The sequence below is a fragment of the Mesorhizobium sp. M1322 genome, assembly GCF_040318085.1.
Lineage (GTDB): Bacteria > Pseudomonadota > Alphaproteobacteria > Rhizobiales > Rhizobiaceae > Mesorhizobium.
On record NZ_JAMYLP010000015.1, the window covers coordinates 67,833 to 90,192 of the forward strand.

The 22,360-nt window shown below is 63.7% G+C and carries 20 protein-coding genes and 1 pseudogene; 9 read left to right on the forward strand and 12 right to left on the reverse strand.

All coding sequences use genetic code 11. The annotated features are described in order from the left end of the window. Nucleotides 1-182 precede the first annotated feature (182 nt). Nucleotides 183-1,652, reverse strand: coding sequence for an ROK family protein (locus NKH12_RS08635; protein WP_352952713.1), 1,470 nt, complete (start codon nucleotides 1,650-1,652; stop codon nucleotides 183-185). A gap of 36 nt (nucleotides 1,653-1,688) precedes the next feature. Next, the gene (locus NKH12_RS08640) at nucleotides 1,689-2,594 is read right to left on the reverse strand and encodes a tagatose-bisphosphate aldolase (protein WP_352952714.1); all 906 of its coding nucleotides are present in this window, start codon (nucleotides 2,592-2,594) and stop codon (nucleotides 1,689-1,691) included. Nucleotides 2,595-2,878: 284 nt separating this feature from the next. On the opposite strand from NKH12_RS08640, the gene NKH12_RS08645 reads away from it, so the two are divergent. From NKH12_RS08645 to NKH12_RS08665, 5 genes are all read left to right on the forward strand, one after another. Continuing rightward, nucleotides 2,879-3,784: a sugar-binding transcriptional regulator gene (locus NKH12_RS08645; protein ID WP_352952715.1), complete on the forward strand. Its 906-nt coding sequence runs from the start codon at nucleotides 2,879-2,881 to the stop codon at nucleotides 3,782-3,784. A 463-nt stretch (nucleotides 3,785-4,247) separates the two neighbouring features. Then, a complete protein-coding gene (locus NKH12_RS08650; protein WP_352952716.1) occupies nucleotides 4,248-5,228 on the forward strand; it encodes an ABC transporter substrate-binding protein in 981 nt (326 codons plus the stop codon). 96 nt (nucleotides 5,229-5,324) lie between these two features. Further along, on the forward strand, nucleotides 5,325-6,377 hold the full coding sequence (locus tag NKH12_RS08655) for an ABC transporter permease subunit (protein WP_352952717.1): 1,053 nt from the start codon (nucleotides 5,325-5,327) through the stop codon (nucleotides 6,375-6,377). Then, nucleotides 6,370-7,125: an ATP-binding cassette domain-containing protein gene (locus NKH12_RS08660; protein ID WP_095519375.1), complete on the forward strand. Its 756-nt coding sequence runs from the start codon at nucleotides 6,370-6,372 to the stop codon at nucleotides 7,123-7,125. Before NKH12_RS08655 ends, NKH12_RS08660 begins: the two co-directional genes overlap by 8 nt. Nucleotides 7,126-7,766: 641 nt before the next feature. Beyond that, nucleotides 7,767-8,021 carry a hypothetical protein gene (locus NKH12_RS08665; RefSeq protein ID WP_352952718.1) on the forward strand — a complete coding sequence of 85 codons (255 nt, stop codon included), beginning with the start codon at nucleotides 7,767-7,769 and terminating at the stop codon, nucleotides 8,019-8,021. Nucleotides 8,022-8,112: 91 nt separating this feature from the next. Here NKH12_RS08665 and NKH12_RS08670 read toward each other — a convergent pair. The 3 genes and pseudogenes from NKH12_RS08670 to NKH12_RS08680 form a co-directional block, all read right to left on the reverse strand. Further along, nucleotides 8,113-9,245 (reverse strand): annotated as a pseudogene (locus NKH12_RS08670) (DmpA family aminopeptidase). A 41-nt stretch (nucleotides 9,246-9,286) separates the two neighbouring features. Beyond that, the gene (gene xseA, locus NKH12_RS08675; protein WP_352952719.1) at nucleotides 9,287-10,852 is read right to left on the reverse strand and encodes an exodeoxyribonuclease VII large subunit; all 1,566 of its coding nucleotides are present in this window, start codon (nucleotides 10,850-10,852) and stop codon (nucleotides 9,287-9,289) included. 73 nt (nucleotides 10,853-10,925) lie between these two features. Then, a complete protein-coding gene (locus tag NKH12_RS08680; protein WP_352952720.1) occupies nucleotides 10,926-11,882 on the reverse strand; it encodes a LysR substrate-binding domain-containing protein in 957 nt (318 codons plus the stop codon). A 176-nt stretch (nucleotides 11,883-12,058) separates the two neighbouring features. On the opposite strand from NKH12_RS08680, the gene NKH12_RS08685 reads away from it, so the two are divergent. Beyond that, nucleotides 12,059-12,349, forward strand: coding sequence for a DUF1127 domain-containing protein (locus NKH12_RS08685; RefSeq protein ID WP_135935102.1), 291 nt, complete (start codon nucleotides 12,059-12,061; stop codon nucleotides 12,347-12,349). 185 nt (nucleotides 12,350-12,534) lie between these two features. Here NKH12_RS08685 and NKH12_RS08690 read toward each other — a convergent pair whose 3' ends face one another. The 4 genes from NKH12_RS08690 to NKH12_RS08705 form a co-directional block, all read right to left on the reverse strand. Beyond that, the gene (locus tag NKH12_RS08690; RefSeq protein WP_352952721.1) at nucleotides 12,535-13,437 is read right to left on the reverse strand and encodes a DUF937 domain-containing protein; all 903 of its coding nucleotides are present in this window, start codon (nucleotides 13,435-13,437) and stop codon (nucleotides 12,535-12,537) included. Between the two features lie 208 nt (nucleotides 13,438-13,645). Continuing rightward, nucleotides 13,646-15,019, reverse strand: a complete 1,374-nt coding sequence (locus NKH12_RS08695) for a glutamate--cysteine ligase (protein ID WP_352952722.1) — start codon at nucleotides 15,017-15,019, stop codon at nucleotides 13,646-13,648. A gap of 103 nt (nucleotides 15,020-15,122) precedes the next feature. Beyond that, entirely contained in the window at nucleotides 15,123-15,857 is a 735-nt protein-coding gene (locus NKH12_RS08700; protein WP_352952723.1) for a 16S rRNA (uracil(1498)-N(3))-methyltransferase, read from the reverse strand. A 31-nt stretch (nucleotides 15,858-15,888) separates the two neighbouring features. Next, a complete protein-coding gene (locus NKH12_RS08705) occupies nucleotides 15,889-16,551 on the reverse strand; it encodes a hypothetical protein (protein WP_352952724.1) in 663 nt (220 codons plus the stop codon). 87 nt (nucleotides 16,552-16,638) lie between these two features. On the opposite strand from NKH12_RS08705, the gene NKH12_RS08710 reads away from it, so the two are divergent. Both NKH12_RS08710 and NKH12_RS08715 read left to right on the forward strand, forming a co-directional pair. Continuing rightward, nucleotides 16,639-17,337, forward strand: coding sequence for a type 1 glutamine amidotransferase (locus NKH12_RS08710; RefSeq protein WP_352952729.1), 699 nt, complete (start codon nucleotides 16,639-16,641; stop codon nucleotides 17,335-17,337). A 285-nt stretch (nucleotides 17,338-17,622) separates the two neighbouring features. Further along, entirely contained in the window at nucleotides 17,623-17,754 is a 132-nt protein-coding gene (locus NKH12_RS08715; RefSeq protein ID WP_258124092.1) for a hypothetical protein, read from the forward strand. Between the two features lie 26 nt (nucleotides 17,755-17,780). Here NKH12_RS08715 and NKH12_RS08720 read toward each other — a convergent pair whose 3' ends face one another. From NKH12_RS08720 to NKH12_RS08730, 3 genes are read right to left on the reverse strand one after another with little or no spacing between them, the layout of a single operon-like run. Then, the gene (locus NKH12_RS08720) at nucleotides 17,781-18,554 is read right to left on the reverse strand and encodes a metallophosphoesterase (protein ID WP_352952730.1); all 774 of its coding nucleotides are present in this window, start codon (nucleotides 18,552-18,554) and stop codon (nucleotides 17,781-17,783) included. A 35-nt stretch (nucleotides 18,555-18,589) separates the two neighbouring features. Then, a complete protein-coding gene (locus NKH12_RS08725) occupies nucleotides 18,590-19,726 on the reverse strand; it encodes an alpha-hydroxy acid oxidase (protein WP_352952725.1) in 1,137 nt (378 codons plus the stop codon). Between the two features lie 56 nt (nucleotides 19,727-19,782). Then, nucleotides 19,783-20,586: a FadR/GntR family transcriptional regulator gene (locus NKH12_RS08730; RefSeq protein WP_352952726.1), complete on the reverse strand. Its 804-nt coding sequence runs from the start codon at nucleotides 20,584-20,586 to the stop codon at nucleotides 19,783-19,785. 198 nt (nucleotides 20,587-20,784) lie between these two features. Here NKH12_RS08730 and NKH12_RS08735 point away from each other — a divergent pair, with 198 nt between their 5' ends. Further along, on the forward strand, nucleotides 20,785-22,107 hold the full coding sequence (locus NKH12_RS08735; protein WP_352952727.1) for a DUF3422 family protein: 1,323 nt from the start codon (nucleotides 20,785-20,787) through the stop codon (nucleotides 22,105-22,107). The last annotated feature ends 253 nt before the right edge of the window (nucleotides 22,108-22,360 follow it).

A 22,360-nucleotide genomic window follows, 5' to 3' on the forward strand; every position in this document is an offset into this window, starting at 1 on the left:
CACCGGCAGTGCGCGAATCCGCTTACACGGACGCGCCCGCCCAAGGCGGCAAGCCATCCTGACAGGTATTTCGGGAACGATTGTCGAGACAGAGCGGGCAGGCACCGTGGTAACATGATGGCAAAAAAGCCAATCAACGGCTGCACTCGGATTGTGGATCCGGAGGTAGGCGGCCGCGCTGCCTATGTGTCAGCCGCAATCGTCGCCTGCAACCATTGTGTGATGGCATCGAAAGCGATCGGTTTGGTCGTGTCGACGTCAAACAGCGGTCCGCGCCGCAGCGGCTCGGCGCGGTCGGCCAGTTCGGTCAGGTCGGGGATGTAGGCGGCGCCGGGATGGCCGGCGGGACGCTGGTCGAGCCGTGCGCGATAGCGCTCGGCAAGAACCTCGCCCGGAGCATGACACCAAATTTCGGCGGTCTGCTCGACGCCGGCCCTTCGCAGGTGATCCTCGAGCACCTGGCGCGGCTGGAAGCCGAACCAGGCGTCGACGACAAATATGGTGCCCGCCGGAGCCTCGCCGATGACCGACCAGATGGCTTCGTAACTGGCGCGCCCGAGCGTGCGGTTGAATTCGCGATCGCCGCCGCCGAGCACTTCGAGGAACGGGTTCTTGATGGTATCGAGCGCGAGCAATGGCCAGCCCATGCGCTCGGCGATGCCGCGCGAGACCGTGCTTTTGCCGCTGGCGGGGATGCCGTTGACGAGCACAGCGCGCCGGCCGGGCACGGCACGCCCGCCGGGGTTGAGCCGGGCAGAGGACACGGGCGCGACTTCCGCCTTCCTCGCGAGCGCTTGCAGACCGGCGCCGATGACGCCTGCGTCGTCGCCCAGTTGCGCCGGTGCCACCGGGCATTGGTACCACGGAGCCAAGGCGGGAGCCCCGGCAAGCGCCCGGTGGGCCGCCAGGCCGAGTCCGCCGCCGAGCAGGACCAGGTCAGGGTCGAACATGGCCACGGTCGTATCGATTGCCGCACGCAGCGGCCCGGCCCAGGCTTGCAGTATGCCGCGCGCCAAGGGATCGCCGCCCGCATCCCGGGCAAAAAGCTGATCGACCGAAACATCCGGACCGAGGCCTGCCCGCGCGACGTGACGGCCAAGCGCTGTGCCTGAGCTGGTGGTTTCAACGCAGCCGCGCCGGCCGCAGGCGCACGCTTCGCCTGATATGTCGACGGTGATGTGGCCGAGCTGCCCTGCCGTCCCCTTGCCGCGGACGATCCGCCGATCTTGGGCCACGGCACCGCCAATGCCGGTCCCGATCGTGAACATGACGATGCTTTCATGGCCGCTGGCGGCGCCGAGAGCCATTTCCGCCATCAGTGCCATGTTGCAGTCATTGTCGATCACCACGGGCTTGCCCGCCAGGCTTTCCAGTCGCTGCGCCAGGGAGACCGAGGCGAGATTGACATAGCCTCCGGACAAGACCGCGCCAAGCCGCGCATCGACGCGTCCGGGGACGCCGATGCCGATGGCCGCAACTTCGGGAGAATCGAGCCGGCGCACCATTTCGGCGATCCGGGAGAGCACGAGCTCCGGGTCCGGCGCGCTTTTCTCGGAAATGCGGTCGAGGATTTCGCCTGCGCCGGAAATGCGCGCGGCGCGCAGATTGGTGCCGCCGATATCGATTCCTATGGCGATCGAACTAAGAGGCATGACGTCCCATACGTGCCCGGTGTGAACGCCGAATGGCTAAGCGGCTTTCTGCCTGTTGTTTCCGATCACCGCCTGAAGCTCGCGCAATCTCGACACTGCGATGGTCTTAAGCCTTTCCCGCTGAATGTCACGGTCAAGCGAGATGCAGTCCTTCCACAGCGACCGGCCGGCGATGACGCCTGACGCGCCGTTCCTCATCGCGATCTCGACCTGGCCCAGGAAGGTTGCGTGGTTGACGCCGGCGGAGAGGACCGCCCATGGCACCTCGCCAGCCATGCTGGTGATCCTGGCGCAGGCTTCCGGCGTTCCGGGATAAGGAAGCTTGAGCACCTTTGCCCCGCATTCCAGCGAAATCCGGGTGCCTTCTTCGACAAGCCAGGGGATCTTGGCTGTATAGTCTTCAAGGCTTTCCCCTTCGACCTGGTAGGTCAGGAACTCGACGACCAGCAGGAGGTCCTCTTGCGCGAAGTCGGCGATGCATTGGCGCAGAATGGCGACGTTTTGCTCATTCGCCTCAGGCCTATCAGCCCTGAGATAGACCATGATCTTGCCGCCGGTGCCGCCGAGCTCGCGGACGCGGCGCGCGCCGATGCCGGGAACGAGGCGCGACAGGCGGTAGCCGGCGGGGGAGACGTCGAAGCCCGAGGCATCGAGGCCGATGAGCAGAGCTGTGTCGCGGCTCAGCACCCCTTCATCGACAACCCGCGGCACCGCACAGAGCGGGTCGAGCAGCACGCAGGATGCCTGGCTGGCGAGGTATCGCGTGATGTCCGACTTGGTGTCGCCGAGCATGTCGTTGGTGATCTTGGCCTGTTCTGCAGGGTCCGCCGCAAGCAAGGTCCGCATGCCGCCGCGCTGGTCACAGGCGATGGCCATGATGGCCCCGTCCGTGCCGCATATCTGCTGGTAGCCGCGCAACTCTGCGGTCGTCATCTTTGTCATGGTCTTCTGTCCGATGTTGGCGCCCATTCAACAGGGCGCGGTTCCGTGGAACAAGAAAGGTTTAGTTTTTACCTGCCTGTCGGCAGGAGGTTTTGCCGCTTTGATGCGCTATCGAACCGAGAAATTTGGCCTTGGCCCCCAATCTGTCGTGGAAACGAGCCCACGTTGCGAGTCAGCCGAATTTGCGCGATAACTCCCATCGGTCGCTGGGTCTGTAACACATTGCTGAAAGGAATTGCAAGCTGCCTGTCCCTCCCGCACAAGATGCAGCCGCATCGCGAACGATGCTGCATACGGTCGCCAAACTGCACTATGAGGCTGACATGTCGCAGGTCGATATCGCGCGGCGGCTTGGGGTCTCCACCGCGACCATATCGCGTCTCCTGCAGCGCGCGAGAGCAGAGGGCATCGTGCGGATTGAGGTTCTCGATCTTGCAACCCCCGAAGGCATCACCACGCAGTTGGTCGAGGGACTCGGACTTCGCGACGCGGCGGTCATCGAAACGCCGGCAGCCGGTGCGCTGACGGCCCTCGCTGCGCCGCTCGGCGCCTTGCTCAGGCAAGCGGAACTGACGGCCGGCTCGGTGGTCGCCATTGGCTGGGGACGAGCCGTTCGCGAGGTGATCCAAGCAGGCCTGCCGCGCATTCCCGGCATTCTTACCGTCGCTGCCACCGGCGGCATGCAGCAGCAGGCGCCGCATTTTCAGATCAACGAGTTTGTGCGGCTTGCCGCCGAAGAGTTCGGCGGGACGCCGCATTTCATCCATGCGCCCTATCTGCCGTCCACCGAGTTGCGTGAGGTCTTCCTCGGCGATGCAGCCATCCGCGACAGCGTCGCGCTTTGGGACCGGACCGACGTTGCGATCGTCGGCATCGGTCTGCCCCATGCCATCAATCCGCCCGAGGCGAGCGCGGCCACGCTGAGCGAACAGGCCCTGTTTCATGCGGCTGGAGACGTCATTCGCCATTATTTCGACGCCGAAGGTAACCTTATCCCGTGGGAGGGGGAGGGCCGGATGATCGCAATGTCGCCGGCCCAGCTTCGAGCCGTCCCCTTGGTGGTCGGTGTTGCCGCCTCGCCGGAGAAGGCGACGGCCATCATCGGTGCCGTCCGCGCCAAGCTTATCAATGCCCTGGTAACGGACACGAAGACGGCTCAGGCCATCCTCGAGGCTCTCTTACCCCGATAGTGTGGGCGCGCGACGATGCGTGACATCGGCACGCCTGATCCAAACCCGGCTCGCGAGCCTGCCGCCGCGAAATCATCAGTTGTGTCGTCAAAGCGTTGGGGCAATAGTCTGCGTGAGGGGTTCTGCGGAGCGGATAAATGTTGTCCGGTTTGAAAGCGTTTCGATCCCGGAAATACCAGGTTGCAATTTCTTTCAGCAAAGTGTTACAACTTTGCGGCTAGGCACGCATGCGCGCCGAGCGGCGCTGTTCCTTGCGGAGGCTAGGAACGGGACTGCGCATCATGCTGGTCGTTTCGACTGGCTGATCTAACGACTGGGGGGGCGCTCGGGAGGAAAGCTGCCCATAACAGCAAGCAGGCGAACCCGTCACTCGCCGCCAGCACTTCACATAGCCGGAACAAATTGACCGCCATTTCAATGTCGATCGCAACGGCAAATCTGCCAACATTATGAGGAGGATGTTATGAAGAAGATTGTTGCCGCCCTGGCGGCTCTCGCCATCTGCGCAACGGCGCTGGTCACGCCCGCTTTGGCGCAGGACAAGAAGTTCACCATTGCGCTCATTCCGGGTCTTACCACCGACGGTTTCTACATCACCATGCGCAAGGGCGCCCAGGCGGCAGCTGATGCCCTTGGCGTGACCCTGGTTTTCCAAGGCGCCCCGGATTTCAATCCGGTAACGCAAGTCCCCGTGCTTGACGCGGTGATCGCCAAGAAGCCGGACGCTATCCTGATCGCGCCGACCGACAAGGTTCAATTGGTCGAGCCGCTGCGCAAGGCCAACGATGCCGGCATTCCGGTGATCACCGTCGACACTTTCATCGGCAGCGGCGTCTACCAGACCGGCGCCGGCGAGGCGGATTTCCCACTGTCCTATATCGCTTCGGACAATATTCTGGGCGGCGAGATCGCCGCGCGGGCATTGGCCAAGGCCATAGGCGACAAGGGCAAGGTCTACGTTTCGAACGTCAAGCCTGGCATTTCGACCACCGACCAGCGTGAAGAGGGCTTCAACAAGGAGATGGCGGCCAACCATCCCGACATCACCGTTCTCGAGACCCAGTTCAACGACAATGACGCCAACAAGGCCGCCTCGCAGCTGCAGGCTGTGTTCGCGCGCAATCCCGATCTCGTTGGCGTGTTCGGCGCAAACCTTTTCTCCGCGCTTGGCGCGGCGAATGGCGTCCAGCAGGCCGGGCAGACTGGCACCGTCAAGGTCGTGGCGTTCGACGCGCCGACCAGCATTGTCGACAACATCAACACTGGTCTTGTCGACGTAGCGATTGCCCAGCATCCCGCGGAAATCGGCTATTTCGGTGTCATGTCGGCCTATGCCCATCTGACCGGCCAGTCGATCCCGGTTGCGATCGGCACCGGCTTTACGATCATGGACAAGTCCAACATCGCCGACCCCAACATCTCGAAGTACCTCTATTCCGAATAAGTCCAGGCAGTCTCCTTCCGGCCTGCCGGAAGGAGACCTGCGCCGGGTCCCTTTGACCCTGTTTGACGGAGGCCGCGCTGCGGATCGGAACCATTCATGACCTCAACATCACCAATCGAAACGCATGTCGCTCCTCAGGCGGATCACGGTGACCCGGCCAGGAGCTGGCTCGCACGCGTCGCAGAAGGACGCGCCTGGCTGTTCCTCGCGGGCCTGATCATCTGTTTCGAGGTCTGGTCGAGGCTCTCCTTCGGCGCGACCTTCGTGCTCAACCCGTTCAACGTGCAGTCCATTGCGATATTTGCCGTGGCGCCGTTGCTGCTGGCGACCGGGCAGACCTTCGTCATCATTTCGGGAGGCATCGACCTCTCCTTGGGCTTCATCATGGGTCTCGCGGCCGTCGTCGCGGCCCACGCTACGAATATGGCGGGAGCCGCAATCCCAGTGCCACTGGCCATGCTGGCGGGTATTTTGGCGGCCGTGATCGTCGCCGGCGTGCCTGGCGTCATCAACGGCTTGCTGATCTCGCGCCTCAGAATTCCACCCTTCATCGGCACGCTTGGCATGTTCGGCGTTGCGCGCGGCGCTGCGTTCCTGCTGGCCGGCGGCACGACGGTGCCGGTCCAGAATTCCTGGTTCGCGCTGCTCGGTAACGGCAGGCTCTACGGTGTGCCTTATCTCGTCATCATCGCCGCCGTTTTCGTCGTCGTGATGCACTACATCCTGAGCCAGACCCGGTTCGGCCAGCATAATTACGCTATCGGCGCCAATGTGCAGGCGGCGCGTCGCGCCGGCATCGACATCAGGGGCCACATCCTGCGCCTCTACGTGCTTTCGGCGATGTGCGCCGGCCTCGGGGGCGCGCTCTATGCAGCGCGCTTCACCGCGGGCGCCGCCCAGGCCGGCGAACCCTTGCTGCTCGACAGCGTCGCAGCCGTGGTGATCGGCGGCGCTAGCCTGTTCGGTGGCTCCGGCACCATCTTCGGGACGGTCGCCGGCGCCTTGGTGATCGCGGTCATTCAATACGGGCTCGTTTTCGTCAATGTCGAGCCGTTCTGGCAGTTCATCGCCGTCGGCCTCGTCATCATTATCTCCGTCCTTATCGACCAGGCGCAGCGCCGGTTCAGTGGAGCTCGCCAGGATGAATAGTTCCGAACAAACCACCCCCCTTCTCGAAGTCCGACATCTTTCCAAGCATTTCGGTGCGGTGCAGGCGCTGAATGATTTCTCCATGGCCGTGCGGCCGGGCGAAGTGGTGGCGCTGGCGGGCGACAACGGCGCCGGCAAGACGACGCTGATCAAGGCGATATCGGGCGTCTTTCAGCCGACCGGCGGTGAAATTCTGTTGAGGGGTCAGCCGGTGACATTTGCGACGCCGCAGGAGGCGCGCGAAAAAGGCATCGAGACCATTTACCAGGATCTCGCTCTCGCCGACAATTTGTCCATCGGCGCCAATATCTTCCTCGGCCGTGAACCCATGCGCAAGGCCTTCGGCTTTTTGCCGGTGCTCGATCGCAAGGCCATGGCCGTCGCCGCCAAGCAGACCATGGGACGGCTAGACTTCCATGTCAGCCGGCTCGACGCCCCGGTCAGCAATTTCTCCGGCGGTCAACGGCAGGCTGTCGCCATCGGCCGGGCCGTCTATTGGGACGCGCAGATCCTGATCATGGACGAACCGACCGCGGCCCTCGGCGTACCGGAGCAGCGCAAGGTCATTTCGCTCATCCACCAGCTCAAGGCACAAGGGCGGGGCGTGATCTTCATCTCGCACAATCTGCAGGATATTTTCGCCGTTTCCGACCGCATCGTCGTGCTGCGCCGAGGCGTTCAGGCCGGCGAGCGCAAGATCTCGGAGACCAACCATGACGAAGTCGTCAAGCTCATGGTTGGCGGATAGGCCGAACTTTCGATTATTGAAACAACGCACTTGCCGAGGAAATCAGCCTCCCGAGTGGCGAGCCGGCAAAGTGGCCGCCGGCCGGCAATTCTCTGGCGAGAAGCGACCGCGGCAGGATCGCTGGCACAGCTACAGCTGCTGCTCAGCACCTCAATGCGCTCGGTCGATTCCCGGCGAAGTATGCTCGGCCCGATGATGATAGTACGCCATCCAGATGCGCTCGGCGCAGCGGAAAGAAGCAGGATGGCGAGCAGAGTCGACATTGCCTGAGGATGTCACTATATAGCGGCGGCTTTGGCCGCGTGCCCTAGGGGTGCGCAGCGAATGGCGCCGCAAACGCGCCACGTATTGTGACACCTATTGTCATACAAATTGACTGGAATACCGGAAAAAAGCAAGTAGAAACAATGGTGCGATCCGGGACATGATCCCAGCCAACGGTGCCAGTCTCCTCAAGAAAATAGAATCTCCTCAAGAATTAGAATGTGCTTCTTGAATCTTCGATTCACGTCAGCTCTGTGGAGCTTGGGCAAGGTCGACTTGCCGGAGGACGACGACTCGGTTGGAATGGGAGCGTGCATCTTTCCGGGGATACCGGCGTTTACAATTACCAACCGGCGCAGCCGCCAGGGAACAGCAGCATGAGCGAACACGCGATCGAGTTCTTGCAGGAGTGGATCGGCGAAAAGGTCCACTGCCAGTCCTCGCTGGACAGGATCGAGCAGCAGGCCGTGACCCTCGCCAGGGAATGCGCCGCCAAGGCGGCTGAGGCCGGCATACCGCTGGAGGATATCCAGGAAGAGGTCGGCGATATTCAGGAACTTATCGCGTCGAGGCTGGAAGAGGCGGCTGAGGCCGACCAGGACGAAAAGAATTCGGACAAGTCTGCCCGGTGACATGCCGACCCGGCGAAAGGCCGGGACAAGGCATCTATTTACCAGGCTTAACCATTTCCACGACCTGTGCGACGCGTGACGCGCCACAGTCCTACCTCCCCTGACTCGCCCCGAATTTGCCCTTGAGCCAAGCCTTCGGCAGCGCCGGCACGAAGTTGCCGTCGCGTCCGGTCATGTCGTCATTGGCGACCAGCGCATTGAGAATCGCCTCCTCCACACTCTCGATCACGGCGTCGAAGAACGGATCGATGTCGGTATCCGGGATAAAATCGGCACTGGCGATGCGGCCTGATGGCGCCAGTGCCGCTTCGCGGTTGGCTGTCGAAAAGGCCAGGAAAATATCGCCCGAGCTATGATAGCCGAACCCGCCGGTCATGGCGACGCCGAGCGGCGCCCGCGGGCCAGCCGCTTCATCTGATGCGGCATGAACGGCACATCGGTGGCGATGATCCCGATGATTGAGCCCTTTTCGGCGCGCGGCGTGCTTTCGCGGATCGCCGGTTCCACGAGATCGGGCCCGGCGCGCAAGCCGCGAATGGTGAAATTGCTCCGCTTGCCGAAATTCGCCTGCACGAACGCGCCGACCGTGTAGCGCCGGCCGTGCCAATCGACGATCCGCGATGCCGTGCCGGAGCCTGCCTTGAAACCGAAGGCGATCATCCCTGTGCCGCCGCCGACGCTGCCTTCCTCGATCGATCCTCTGGTCGCGCCATCGAGTGCCGCGGCGACATGCTCTGACCTGAGATGGTGGCCGTTGATGTCGTTCAGGAAGCCGTCATAGGTTTCCGCCGCCACCGGCAGGCCCCAGCCGCTGTCGAGCGCGGCCGGAAGCATGCGCTGCATCCAGCGCAGCGTTGCGTCGCGTGAAACGCCGCAGGAATGCGTGTTGGTGATGGTGATCGGAAAATTGAAGGCGCCGGTTTCCTCGATCATGTGCGAGCCGGTCAATTCGCCATTGCCGTTCTGGCTGAAGATGCCGGCAAAGATCGGCGTGGCGAGATCGGCGCGAGGTCTCGGGAGGACGGCGGTCACGCCGGTGCGCACCGGTCCCTTGCCGACCACCAGCGCGCCATCGCCCGAAATCAGCGTCGAATAACCGACCGCAACGCCAGCCACATCGGTGATGGCGTTGAACGGCCCAGGCGTGCCGTCAAAACTTATGCCGAAGTCTCTCGCCCGCGGCCTGCCGGAAGGCGTCGTCCGGTGATGTGGATTGCCGCTCATAGGCATTTTAGAAGTCATGCGCACTCAGCAGTCATGGGCACTCAGAACAGGGAGCCTTGATTGCCAGGCTCCTTGGCTTTGGCGCCCGGCTTTGCAATTGTTTTCGGCCGTGCGGCACCGCTGGCCGCAACCGCATCGGCGGTCCCGTCGGCGAACTCCAGCGTAAGTGCCATCCCCGGCACCACTTCCGCCGCTTGCTTGATCACCGCGCCGTCGAGGTCTTTCACCAAGGCGAAGCCCCGCGCCAGCACCGCCTTGTGCGACAGCGTCGCCAGCAGCCGGTCGGCCTGGGTCAGTTTCTCGCGCAAGCGTTCGAGCCGCACCGAAATCACCCGGTCCTGTCGCCGTGATAGCGCGGCCAGGGCATCTGCCTGCAATTTCTGCCGCCTTGCGATCGGCGCGGGCGACAGCCGCGCGGCGGTGCGCGAGAACCGCGTTCGCCGCTCGCGCACGATGGCGAAGAACGCCGCTTGCGCGCGGGCGAGGTCGCGGCCGGCCAGCGTGCGGGCTTCGTTCATGCGTCGCGACAGGGTGGCCGGCGTCAGCCGCTGCGCCTGAAGCCTGGCCCGCTTGCGTTGGACGCTGACGGACAGCGCCCGCCCAAGCCGGCTCGTCGCCTCGTCGAAACGCCGGCGCGGCAATGCCAGCAGCTGGTCGGGCGAGGGCAGCGCCCGCGCGGCGGCACGCACCGCCTGGCGCTTACGCTCGAAATTGCGCGATGCCGCGGTCTTGAGCCGCGCACCAAGGCCGGCAAGCGTCACCTCGAGGTCGGCGCGCACGGGCACGGCGATCTCCGCGGCACCCGTCGGCGTCGGCGCCCGCACATCCGCCGCCAGGTCGATCAGCGTCCAGTCCGTTTCATGGCCGACAGCGGAGATCACCGGAATGCGCGAGGCGGCGACGGCGCGGGCCAGCGCCTCGTCATTGAACCCCCAAAGGTCCTCGAGGCTGCCGCCGCCGCGCGCCACGATCAACAGGTCGGGGTGCGGGATAATGCCATCCTGCGCCAGTGCGTTGAAGCCGTTGACGGCGGCGGTCACTTCCGCGCCTGCCGTCTCGCCCTGCACCCGCACCGGCCAGACAAGCACATGCAGCGGAAACCGGTCCTTGATCCGGTGGATAATGTCGCGAATGACGGAACCTGTCGGCGAGGTGACGACGCCGATGACGCGCGGCATGAACGGCAGCAAGCGCTTGCGGCCGGCATCGAACAGGCCTTCGGCCTGCAGCCGGCGCTTGCGCTCGTCAAGCAGCGCCATCAGCGCCCCGGCGCCGGCCGGCTCCAGATTATCGATGACGATCTGGTAGTTGGACTTTCCAGGATAGGTGGTGAGCCGGCCGGTGGCGATCACCTCCATGCCTTCTTCGGGGCGGAACTTCAGCCGGCTCATCGTGGTTTTCCAGACCACGGCATCGAGCCGCGCGCGGTCGTCCTTCAGGCAGAAATAGGCATGGCCGGAGGAATGCGGCCCGCGATAGCCCGATATTTCGCCGCGCACCCGCACATTGCCGAAGACGTCCTCGACTGTGCGCTTTAGCGCGCCGGAAATCTCGCTCACCGTGTATTCGGTGGCGTTGGTGCGTGATTCGGATACTGCGTCGCTCATTGGCCGATTGGGGGGCGGTTGTCCGTCCGCGTCAAGACGGGTGTGTCCGGTGCCGGCCAATTGCGGGGGTTTTTCACCAGCCCGGCGAGATCTGGTTCGGCTTGGTCCGCTTCGTCTTAGAGAAGGCAAATGCCGGGAAGTCGAAGCTTCCCGTATCTTCGCCGAGCGGCACGGAAATATTGTCGAGGCTTTCCGAAATGTGACGGGCCAGCGCGTCGACGATCTCCGGCCGCGACGTCTGGCCGCGCATGATGCCGATGCGGCAATCGGGCAGGGTACCGAACCCGTCGGCGTCGCCCAGAACCCGCATGCCGGGCCGCAGCGCACATTCCGGCAGCACCGAGATCGCCAGGCCGGAAAGCACCGCAGCGGTGATGACGGTTGCCGAGAAGCTGGTGAACAGGATGCGGTAGTCGCGGTTCTGCCGGTCGAGCACGTCGACGGCAGCCCGCCGCCAGATGCAGTTCGGCCGGCCGAAAGCCATTGGCAACGTGTCCTGCTCATGTGTCGCGTGGTTGGCCGAAGTGACCCACAGCAGCGGTTCGCGCCGCACCACTTCCGACTGGCCGTGTGCGTCATTGTGCGTCACCAGCGCCAGATCGAGATTGCCGCGCTTGATGTGATCGACCAGCCCCGGCGTCGGCTCGCAGATCACGGTCAGTTCGACACGTGGATTGGAACGGGCGAAGCGGGCCATGATCTCGGGCAAAAAACGATCGGCATAGTCGTCCGGAGTGCCGATGCGGATCGTGCCTTCGAGCCGCTGGTCGTCGAAGGCGGCCAGCGTTTCCCGATTGAGGAACAGCAGCCGTCTTGCGTAGGAGAGCAGCCTGTCGCCGTCCTCGGTCAGCCTGTTGGTACGCCCGTCCTTTTCGAACAGCGGCTTGCCGATCCGCTCCTCCAGCCGGCGCATCTGCATGGATACCGCCGACTGGGTCCGATGCACCGCTTCCGCCGCGCGGGTGAAGCTGCCGGTGTCGACAATCGTGACGAAGGTCTGCAACTGATCGAGATCGAGTGGCGCTTTCATCGGTCCAATCCATCACTGCTGTTGATGCTAAAGATTAGAAACATTCGTTGGATTAATCAATCGAACGATGGCAAATTTACGACTGTCCACATGACGGCATGTGAATCGGGACCGGAACGGCTGCTGTTGCCAGCGCCGATCGCCCGTCTTCGTCCGTTCGAATGAAGGAGACTGACATGGCTACGTTTGATTTCGCCACCGAGACTTCGCGCATCACGTCGCGTCCGGCTATTGCGACGCGCGTGGTCAACACTATCTCCAACGTCTATCGCGCCTGGAAAAACCGCCGCGCCTTCTATCGCCTTGGCGAGATGTCGGACGCCGAACTTGCCGACATCGGCTTGACGCGCGCCGATCTCCACGTCGCCATCGAGGTGCCGTTCGGCCGCGATCCAACCGAGAGGCTTCGCATCATCGCGGCCGATCGCACAGACACGATCGAGGATATTGCCCGCAAGGTGGCCTGATCGCGTTGTTGCGTGCCCCTTCACATGCTTTGCGCGTCTGAAGGGCGCACGGCGCTAGGATTTCGCAGGCTCCCACTCCCTGCCGTTTTCCCCGCCGGCCCGCCTGCACACTGCCCGGTTCTCACAAGGACCGGGCATTTTCTTTGGTCAGCGCTGAAGATCAGATGTCGGCAGCCTCGTCCAGGCTACCGCCGATCCATACCTCGCTTGAACTGCTCGAAGATCGATTCGACGCCCTTCTGGTAATCGTCGCGCTGCTGCGCGCCGGTCTCGAACATCTTGCCGAACAAATCGTCGAACGGATTCCGTGGCCTGCCGCTCGGATTGGCCTGCGGCTGTGGCGCCGGGTGCTGCCGGGGCGCCTGACGCGGCTGAGACTGCTGCGGCTGCTGCGCGCCACCGCCGAACATATCCTGCAGCACCTTGCCGAGAGGATTGTCGCCATAGGGATTGGGCGCCTGCTGCGGTTGGCTTTGCGGCTCCTGGGCGCCGCCGCCGAACATGTCCTGCAGCACCTTGCCGAATGGATTGTCCATCGGGTCGGGCTGCGGCGCCTGGCGCTGCTGTGATGCCGGCGCCTGTGCGCCGCCGCCAGCTTGCCGCATCATCTGCTCGATAATCTCGCCGAGCGGATTGCTGCCGCCGAATCCGCCTGCTGCCTGCATCTGATTTGTGGTCTGCTTGAACAGGCCGCCCATCATCATCGAAGCCACGACCGGCAGCATCTGCTGCAGGACCTGCTGGCTGACGCCGCTCGCCTGCGCGGCCTGGCTGGCAACGGCGCGGGACAGGTCTTTGGAGCCGAACAGATGGTCAAGAATGCCGTTGCCTTCATCGACGCCCTGCGGCGAGAAGGCCCGGCTTGCGTCCTCGAAATATTTGGCGTGCTGGCCGCTGGCCATTGCCGTCATGAACGCGCCCAGCCCGTAAGGGTCGGACGTGTTGCGCTTCAGCCCCTGTGAAAAAGCCGGCAGCAGCGCCTCGACCGCCGATTGCGTCTGCTGCTGCGAAAGCCCGAACTGTTGGGCCAGGGCCTGCATGCCGTTGCCGTTTTGAGCCTGAGCCAGAATGTCGAACAAGGAAGGCATTGGTTTTCTCCTCCGGGAAGATCCTCCAGGAGAGAGCCTACCGCATCGGCCCGAAAATCGGAATCGATTTTCGGAAAGCACGATGCGGTAGCTTAAAGGGAGTTAGAGGTGTCCTTTGCGTCCGATAGGACGCGCAGCGCTCTAATTTGTTTCCATCACTGATTGAAGCGCCATTTCCGGAGCTGTCGGCCAAGCGGATAGCAAACGGTTAATACGCATATTCCATGAACACCGGCTCGATCGAGCCGCCCCAGCGCGTATGATAGGCGGAGAGCAGCTCTTCGGCGCTTGTGGTGCCACGCGCGACCACTTCGTCCAGCGTGCTGAGGAACGAAGTTTCGTCGTAGCCGTCGCGGTTCTTGCGGCCGCGGTTCTTCAGCCCCATGCGCGAGATGACGAGCACGTCGCGGGCGATCTCGCGCAGTGTCGTGTTGCGGAACGGCGCCGAAATGCCCTGTTCCGGCACGGCGTTGCGCATCGCCAGCACTTCTTCATAGCTCCAGCTCGAGGTTAGCGCCTCGGCCGCGTCGAGCGCCGCCGCGTCATAGAGCAGCCCGACCCAGAATGCCGGCAGGGCGCAGATGCGCCGCCACGGTCCGCCATCGGCGCCGCGCATTTCAAGGAAACGCTTCAATCGCACGTCGGGGAACAGCGTCGACAGATGGTTCGCCCAATCGCCCATCGTCGGCAACCCGTCGGGTATCTCGTTGCGGGCCGCACCTGCCATGAACTGGCGGAAGGTGACGTGCGTCATGTCGTGGTACTGGCTGTCGCGGATGACGAAGTACATCGGCACGTCGAGCGCCCATTCGACATAATCGGCGAAGCCGAAATCGTGCGAGAAGCAGAATTCGAGCAGGCCCGAGCGCTGGTTGTCGGTGTCGCGCCAGATGTCGCCGCGCCAGCTCTGAAATCCGTTGGGCCGGCCCTCGGTGAACGGCGAGTTGGCGAACAGCGCCGTCGACAGCGGCTGCAGCTTAAGCGACACCTGCATCTTGCGGCGCATGTCGGCCTCGCTCTCGAAGTCGAGATTCACCTGGATGGTGCAGGTGCGGTACATCATGTCGAGGCCTTTGGTGCCGACCTTGGGCATGTAGCGCGTCATGATCTCGTAACGCGACTTCGGCATTTTCGGCGTCTCGGTCAATGACCATTTCGGGCTGCCGCCGAGGCCGAGGAAGCGTATGCCCATCGGCTCGGCGATCTCGCGCACCTGCGCCAGATGCGCATTGCCTTCGCGGCAGGTCTGGTGGATCGTCTCGAGCGGCGCGCCGGACAGTTCGAACTGGCCGCCGGGTTCCAGCGAAATCGCGCCCTGGCCGGTCGGCTCGACCAGGCCGATGATGCGGCCGGCATCCATGATCGGATCCCAACCGAGTTTTTCCTGCATGCCTTCGAGAATGGCGCGGATGCCGTGATCGCCGCCATAGGGCACCGGCGCATTGCCGTCGACATAGAACGGGAATTTCTCGTGTTCGGTGCCGATGCGCCATTTGTCGCGCGGCTTGTTGCCTTCAGCCAGATGCTCGACAAGCTCGTCGACGCCTTCGATCGGCCGGAAATCGGTTGTGTCGCGCGCCATTACAAGTCCTCTGCAGGCGGTCGGACGACCGCCGGCGCTAGATGGACGAAATGTCAGTAGGCGATCAAGCGAAAAATCCTGAGCCACAGGTCAACCGGATTGATCACCAATCCCCGATTGTCGCCTGTATCACGGCCAGTGCCGCCACCGCAGCCGTGTCGGCGCGCAGGATGCGCGGACCAAGCGGAATGGCGGTGACGAAAGGCAGCGCCCTCAGCATTCTTCGTTCCTCGTCGGAAAACCCGCCCTCGGGCCCAACCAGCAGCCCGAACTTCTTCTCCCGCACCGCTTGCAGCGCGGGCAGGGGATTGCTGGTGGAGGCATCCTCATCGCAGAAGATCAACCGCCGCTCCTTGTCCCAGCCGGCCAGCAGGCGTTCGAACTTTTCCGCTTCGCGCACCTCCGGCACCGCCAGGATACCGCATTGTTCGGCAGCCTCGACGACATTGGCGCGCAGGCGCTCGATGCCGGGCTTTGCCACTTGCGTGTGCTGGGTGATAACCGGCTGCAGGACGCCGGCGCCCATCTCGACCGCCTTCTGCACAAGATAATCGAGCCGACCCTGCTTTATCGGCGCAAAGCAGTAGACGAGGTCGGGCAGCGGCGGCTGCGGCCGCTGCAAGGCCAGCACCTTCAGGCGTACCGCCTTTTTTGATTTGGCGGCGATTGCCGCCGACCATTCGCCGTCGCGGCCGTTGAACAACAGGACTTCGGCGCCTTCGCCGAGCCGCAGCACATGCATCAGGTAATGGCCCTGCTGCAGGCTCGCCTCGAACTCGGCATCCAGTCCGAGGTCGTCCGGCACGAACAGCCGCTGCATCTTGTAATTGGCGCGCATCGCCGAGGAATGGGCGAGCCGGCTCTTGGCGTCAAGTCTCGGCCGAGGGATGCCAGACCGGTTTGTGGCCTTGCCTCAGCACGGAAACGGTGGTTGCCGGCGTGAGCAGGCGGATTGGGCCGTCGGCAAAACCGCCGAACCCCACCGGCTCGCCATAGCCGGCGAACGACCAGCGCAATACCTCGCCGCCGCGCATCGCATAGGCGTTACCGCCGTCCGCAACCATGGACCCGTCCGGCAGCCCGGCAAGATCTTCTGCGGATATGACCGGTGCCCACCCACCCGACGCCAGCCGCTCCTTATGCAGCCGCTTGTCGACCTGCGGTGCGCGCGGCTCGGCAATGCCGAAGGCCACGCCGAAGCGCTGGACGAATTCGCTCGCCCGCTCGCGCCGGCAGAAGAAGCAAGGCCGATGCCCGGCCGAGAGCGCGGTCACCTCGTCCAGGAAAAACAATTCGGTCCAGCCAGCCTTGCCACCCAACTGGTCGTCGCTTTGCCTGTTTCGGCCCATCGGCTCGCGCCGCACATCGCGAAATTCGCAGACGCAGATGATCCAGGCATGCAGCGCCCAGCGCTTTTTCAGCAGCGACTTCGTTTCGGGGTCATGGATGATACCGCGATTGCCCATGAACAGGCCGCGCTCCGGCACGGCGTGGATGACGCCGAACGGGTCGACCCGATTCTGCAGTGGCATAGGTTTCTCCCCGAATGCGCATCTTGGCTGTAACGATGATGGCATGATATCGCTCCTCGCATCATTTTCATGTCAGCAGGTTTTTCGATGCGGGTGCTGGTGGTCCAGAATTTCGACAGTGAGGGCCTTGGCCAGATCGGCGCAGCGCTTGTCGAGGCGGGCGCCGACATCGACCTGCGCCGGCCCTATCGTGGCGAGACGCTGCCGCAGGACAGCGATACGCACGACGCCATGGTCGTGCTCGGCGGCGCCCAGAATGCGCTGGACGACGAGATTTGCCCGTATTTCCCTGAACTGCTCGACCTGACGCGCGATTTTGCGAACAAGGATCGCGCCGTGCTCGGTATCTGCCTTGGCAGCCAGCTGGTCGCGCGCGCCTTCGGCGGCGAGAACCGGATCGGCGGCGCCTCGGAATTCGGCTGGCACAAGGTCTCGCTCACTGAGGCGGCGAAGGCCGATCCGGTGCTCGCCGCGCTGCCTGAAAATTTCCCCATCTTCGAATGGCACGACGACACTTTTGCCTTGCCAGAAGATGCCGTGCGGCTCGCCGGCAACGAAGTCGCCGAGAACCAGGCGTTTCGCATCGGCCGCGCCGTCTATGGCTTTCAGTTCCATTTTGAGGCGGACCGTCCGATGGTCCGCGACTGGAGCTCATCCTTCGCATCGCTCATTGCCGAACGGCACCCGGACTGGAGCGATCGGCTCGACGACGAAATGGCCCGCAACGGACCGGATGCCGATGCCGCCGGGCTGGCCATCGCCCGCGCCTGGGTGGCGACGATCTGACGGCTGTCGGTCCCGACGTTGCATATTTGGCACGCCGGCAAAAATCCGCTGTGGACAGCTTGTTTCGTCCTTGGCTTGTGGCCGCCTGCCACCCTAGAAGGCACGCGCTCTGCATCTTCCGTGCAACGCGATGAACCCTTTGTCTCACTCGCGCGACACATCGCCGATACAGAAACTGCCTAGAAGCGCGAAATCGTCGAAACCTTGAGACGCATTTTTCCGTTTCAACCCAATCGTAACCTGCCTCGTGCACAGATGCAGAAAGCTCAACAAGAGATGACGTCCGTGAAAGCAGCGCTTCTGTCCTTTGTCATGTTGTCGGCCATAGTGTTGTGCGGCTTCGGCACCTATGCCGGCGACGCAGCCAACAACCACAACGCCGTCGACGGCTACGGCGTCACCGCCGCGCTTCGCTAAAACAAAGCCTTGAGGCGCGACGCGCTTTAAGCCCTCTCGCCTGACACCACCAGGATACGCTTGTCGGCGCCGTCGACGACCAGCGCGCTGAGGTTTCCCGTCTGGTAGGCGAGCGTGTCGATATTGACGCGGTTGACCTTCACTTCGGCCTCCGGCACCGGCGTGTGGCCATGGACCACGATCTTCGGATGCAGGCCGGAATGGTTGTGGAAGACATCGCGGATCCAGATCAGGTCCTGCGTGCTCTGACTTTCCGGCGCAATGCCTGGCCGGATACCGGCATGGCAGAAGAAGAAGTCGCCGAACGTCAGTGAAAACGGCAGCGACTGCAGGAAGTCGACATGGCTTTTCGGCACGGCCTCGACCAGTGCTGCATGGCCTTGCCGCAGTGCCGCCTCGGACCTGCCAAACCACGCGCCGCCGCCTTCATTGATTGCCACGCCATAAGATTGCGCGGTTTGGATGCCGCCATAGCGCATGAAAAGCCCGTCCGCATCGGGGGCATCGAGAAAGTCGAGAAAGCCGATGTCGTGGTTGCCGGCGAGCATCAGGTGGCGCGGGTCGCGTTTCCGCACTTCGATCAGGAAATCGATGACGCCCTTGGAGTCCGGGCCGCGGTCGACATAGTCGCCGAGATGGATGACACGCCAGTCGGCCGGCCGCGCCTGGCGGATCTCGGCCGCAATCCGTCGGTACATGGCGACCAGCAGGTCAAGCCGGCCATGCACGTCGCCGACCGCATAAATGCGCATGCCTTCCGGTCCGCGCGCGTCGAGAAAGTGGATGCCGGGGGTGGTCAATGCGTCCATCTCCGTGATCATGCCGTCACGGGCGTCTAACGCCTAAGCTGATCCTTGCCCATGTCGGTTACCAGACGCTTTCCGCACAGTGCCAGCGTTATGTCCATCTCCTTGCGGATGATTTCCAAGGCTTTTGTGACCCCTTCCTTGCCGAGCGCGCCGAGGCCGTAAAGGAAAGGCCGGCCGATATAGGTGCCCTTGGCGCCGAGACACAGCGCCCTCAGCACGTCCTGGCCCGAGCGGATGCCGCCATCCATATGCACCTCGATCGTGTCGCCGACCGCGTCGGCGATCTCTTCCAACACCTCGATCGACGACGGCGCACCGTCGAGCTGGCGTCCGCCATGATTGGAGACGATGATCGCGTCGGCGCCGGTCTTGGCCGCCATCAGCGCGTCTTCCTTGTCGAGGATGCCCTTCAGGATCAGCTTGCCGCCCCAGCGTTCCTTGATCCAGGCAACGTCCTTCCACGACAGATGCGGATCGAATTGCTCCGTCGTCCATGAGGACAGCGAGGTGAGGTCGCCGACGCCCTTGGCGTGGCCGACGATGTTGCGGAAGGTCCGGCGCTGGGTACCGGCCATGCCGACGCACCAGCCCGGCCTGGTCGCCATCTGCCAGATGTGTTTCGGCGTGAAGCGCGGCGGCGCCGACAGCCCGTTGCGGATATCCTTATGGCGCTGGCCGAGGATCTGCAGATCGAGCGTCAGCACCAGCGCCGAGCATTTCGCCGCCTTCGCCCTGTCGATGAGATCCAGGACGAAATCCTTATCGCGGAGCACATAGAGCTGGAACCAGAACGGCTTCTTGGTCACCGATGCGACATCCTCGATCGAGCAGATGCTCATCGTCGACAGCGTGAACGGAACGCCGAATTCCTCCGCCGCCTGCGCCGCCAGCATCTCGCCGTCGGCGTGCTGCATGCCGGTCATGCCGGTCGGCGCCAGCGCCACCGGCATCGCCACCTTCTCGCCGATCATGGTCGATTCCAGCGAGCGGTTACTCATGTCGACCAGCACGCGCTGGCGGAATTTGATCTTTTGGAAATCCTCCTCATTGGCCCGGTAGGTGCTTTCGGTCCATCCACCGGAATCGGCATAGTCGAAGAACATCTTCGGCACGCGGCGGCGCGCCAAGTCCTTGAGATCGGCGATGGTGAGGATCATGCTCATGGGCTTCCCGCTGGTTGTTCGCTAATTCGTCGTTGTTGATTTTTCTTAGCAGTCTCTCACCAGCGTTTTCTTGCCGGCTCGCTGTCGCCGGCCTCTGAGCGCTGCATCAGTCTCAGCCGCGACACACGCTGCCAGTCGCCGCTACGCTCGGCCTCGGCCATGGTGCGTTCGACATGGGTGATGTGGTCCATCGCCGCCTGCCGTGCGGCCGCCGGATCGCCGGCCTTGACCGCCGCGTAGATCGCCCGGTGCTGCGAAAGCAGCGCCTCGCGCGCGCCCGGCACGTTGAACACCAGGAGCCGGTTCTGGAAGACGCCCTCCGACAGTAGCCGGTAGCACGAGCGCAGCGTGTGCAGGAGGATGATGTTGTGCGCGCATTCGCAGATCGCGTGGTGGAACTCGACGTCGATTTCCGCCTCGTCGTCGAAATTGCCGGTCCGGTGCGCCTCGTCCATGCGCGCCATGATGCGGTCGAGCAACGCCAGATCGTCGGATGTTGCGCGCCGCGCCGCATACTCGGCCGCCACCGCCTCGATCTCGCGGCGGTATTCCAAATAGTCGGTCGCCGCCTTGCGGTGCATGGAGATCAGGTCCGTCACCGGCTTGGTGAACAGCTGGCCGATGACGTCGGCGACATGGGTGCCGCCGCCGGGCCGCGTCGTCAAAAGCCCGCGCCCCTCCAGCGCCTTCAGCGCATCGCGCAGGATCGGCCGCGACACCTCGAACTGCCGTGCCAACTCGCGCTCACCCGGCAGCCTGTCGCCGGTGCGCAGAACGCCTTCGAGGATCAGGCTCTCGATCTGCTGCACCACCTCGTCGGCGGTACGGGAATGCTCGATCCTGGAGAAAATGTCGCTCAACGGGGATGGCCTGGGGATTGAACCGGTGTCGCGCAGGATAAAGCCAGTGTCGCCAACTGGTCAAATTATTTATCCAATTCGTCGGTTTGGCCGGGTTTAACGTCGTCGCGGCATATCGCTTTCGGCTAACATGTCGTTTGCGTCCCCCGGCAATTGGCTCTAGAGGGACGCGATTGCACCAGGCCCGGGGGACCAGCCGTGGCAGATGACCCGTCCAATCTCAAATTTCAGCCCCGCGTCGAGGGCAGCGTCATGGGCTTTCCCGCGCATGAGGGACGGCCTGGCGCGCTCGGCGAGGTTCACGCCCGTCCGCATCCGCTGGTCGAGAAACCACGCGTGCTGGTGCAGCTTTCCTTCATGACCGAAGCTGGGTCCGGCGTCGATCAGGCCGTCCTTTCCGAACTGTCGCGGCGGCTCGGCATCGCCGCGCCTGACCCTCATGCCCGCCACCACGCGATGAAGTGGGGCAAGGGCTCGCTGCGCTGGGAACGGCATACGGAATTCTCCACCTATCTGTGGGAAGGACCGCTCTCCGGGAGCGGCCAGCGCCAGGAAGATTCGCCCTTCGGCCACGGGTTTTCGCCGCCGGGAACGGTGATTTCCGGTATCAGGCTCGAAATCCGCAAATGGACGCAGGCGAGCGAAAAGCTGATCGCCAGCTTCGACCCGACCAGCCTGTGCTATTCGCTGGTCGAGCGTGGCAACGCCGCTATCGTCACCGATTTCCGCCAGGACGGCGACGGCATGACCCGCATGCTGGTGCTCGACCGCGGCTTGACGCCGGCACGCACCGGCGCGCTGGCGCAGCGGCTGATCGATATCGAAACCTACCGCACGCTGGCCATGCTTGGCCTGCCGCTGGCGCTGATGCTGTCCGGTCGCGCGCGCCGCATTGAGGACAGGCTGGCGCAGACCACACTGGAAATGAAAGTCGTCGAAACCCGCGACAACCAGACGTTGCTTGCCGACCTGACCGAGCTTGCCGCCGAGCTGGAGGCTGATGCAGCCTCCAGCCTCTATCGCTTCGGCGCCAGTCGCGCCTATGACGGCATCGTCCGCGAACGGCTGGAGGCGCTGGAGGAGGAGGCGGTGCCCGGCTACGACACCTGGGGCGGTTTTCTGCAGCGCCGCGTCGCCCCCGCCATGCGCACCTGCCGTTCGGTCGAGGAGCGTCAGGCCAATCTGTCGACGAAGCTCACCCGCGCCACCACGCTGCTGCGCACCTGGGTCGACGTCGAAGTCGAGAAGCAGAACCGCGATCTGCTGGCGTCGATGAACAACCGCGCCCGCCTGCAACTGCGGCTGCAGCAGACGGTGGAAGGGCTCTCGGTCGCCGCCGTCTCCTACTACGTCGTCGGCCTCATCGGCTACGTCGCCAAGGGCACCTCGATCTTCGGCCATGCCTTCGCGCCCGAGGTCGTCACCGCCGCCTCGGTGCCGCTCGCCATCCTGCTGGTCTGGTGGGGCGTGCGCCGTGTGCGCCGCTTGCATTCTGAACCAGCCAAGCACGTGGGCGAGTAGGCAGGCAATCTTCCCCCTTGAGGGGGAGATGTCGCCAAAGGCGACAGAGGGGGTCGTCTCGCATCGAGCGCCAACCTCGATTCGCGGGCGGGACACGACGTCGGCGATTTACGTGAGACGACCCCCTCTGGCCGCTTCGCGGCCATCTCCCCTCGAGGGAGGGCTTTGCACGGGAGCCGAAGTTTGGCGCAGATGGCGCGTGGGGCGTTTTTTGAACCGCAATCGAGCCACATTGGCCCGGTTTGCGGGGCAT

What these genes read in the sequence shown, in the direction of transcription:
- NKH12_RS08635 (WP_352952713.1), bottom strand. Translation starts at nt 1,652, where the DNA reads ATGCCTCTTAGTTCGATCGCCATAGGAATCGATATCGGCGGCACCAAT.
- NKH12_RS08640 (WP_352952714.1), bottom strand. Translation starts at nt 2,594, where the DNA reads ATGACAAAGATGACGACCGCAGAGTTGCGCGGCTACCAGCAGATATGC.
- NKH12_RS08645 (WP_352952715.1), top strand. Translation starts at nt 2,879, where the DNA reads ATGCTGCATACGGTCGCCAAACTGCACTATGAGGCTGACATGTCGCAG.
- NKH12_RS08650 (WP_352952716.1), top strand. Translation starts at nt 4,248, where the DNA reads ATGAAGAAGATTGTTGCCGCCCTGGCGGCTCTCGCCATCTGCGCAACG.
- NKH12_RS08655 (WP_352952717.1), top strand. Translation starts at nt 5,325, where the DNA reads ATGACCTCAACATCACCAATCGAAACGCATGTCGCTCCTCAGGCGGAT.
- NKH12_RS08660 (WP_095519375.1), top strand. Translation starts at nt 6,370, where the DNA reads ATGAATAGTTCCGAACAAACCACCCCCCTTCTCGAAGTCCGACATCTT.
- NKH12_RS08665 (WP_352952718.1), top strand. Translation starts at nt 7,767, where the DNA reads ATGAGCGAACACGCGATCGAGTTCTTGCAGGAGTGGATCGGCGAAAAG.
- xseA (WP_352952719.1), bottom strand. Translation starts at nt 10,852, where the DNA reads ATGAGCGACGCAGTATCCGAATCACGCACCAACGCCACCGAATACACG.
- NKH12_RS08680 (WP_352952720.1), bottom strand. Translation starts at nt 11,882, where the DNA reads ATGAAAGCGCCACTCGATCTCGATCAGTTGCAGACCTTCGTCACGATT.
- NKH12_RS08685 (WP_135935102.1), top strand. Translation starts at nt 12,059, where the DNA reads ATGGCTACGTTTGATTTCGCCACCGAGACTTCGCGCATCACGTCGCGT.
- NKH12_RS08690 (WP_352952721.1), bottom strand. Translation starts at nt 13,437, where the DNA reads ATGCCTTCCTTGTTCGACATTCTGGCTCAGGCTCAAAACGGCAACGGC.
- NKH12_RS08695 (WP_352952722.1), bottom strand. Translation starts at nt 15,019, where the DNA reads ATGGCGCGCGACACAACCGATTTCCGGCCGATCGAAGGCGTCGACGAG.
- NKH12_RS08700 (WP_352952723.1), bottom strand. Translation starts at nt 15,857, where the DNA reads ATGCGCGCCAATTACAAGATGCAGCGGCTGTTCGTGCCGGACGACCTC.
- NKH12_RS08705 (WP_352952724.1), bottom strand. Translation starts at nt 16,551, where the DNA reads ATGCCACTGCAGAATCGGGTCGACCCGTTCGGCGTCATCCACGCCGTG.
- NKH12_RS08710 (WP_352952729.1), top strand. Translation starts at nt 16,639, where the DNA reads ATGCGGGTGCTGGTGGTCCAGAATTTCGACAGTGAGGGCCTTGGCCAG.
- NKH12_RS08725 (WP_352952725.1), bottom strand. Translation starts at nt 19,726, where the DNA reads ATGAGCATGATCCTCACCATCGCCGATCTCAAGGACTTGGCGCGCCGC.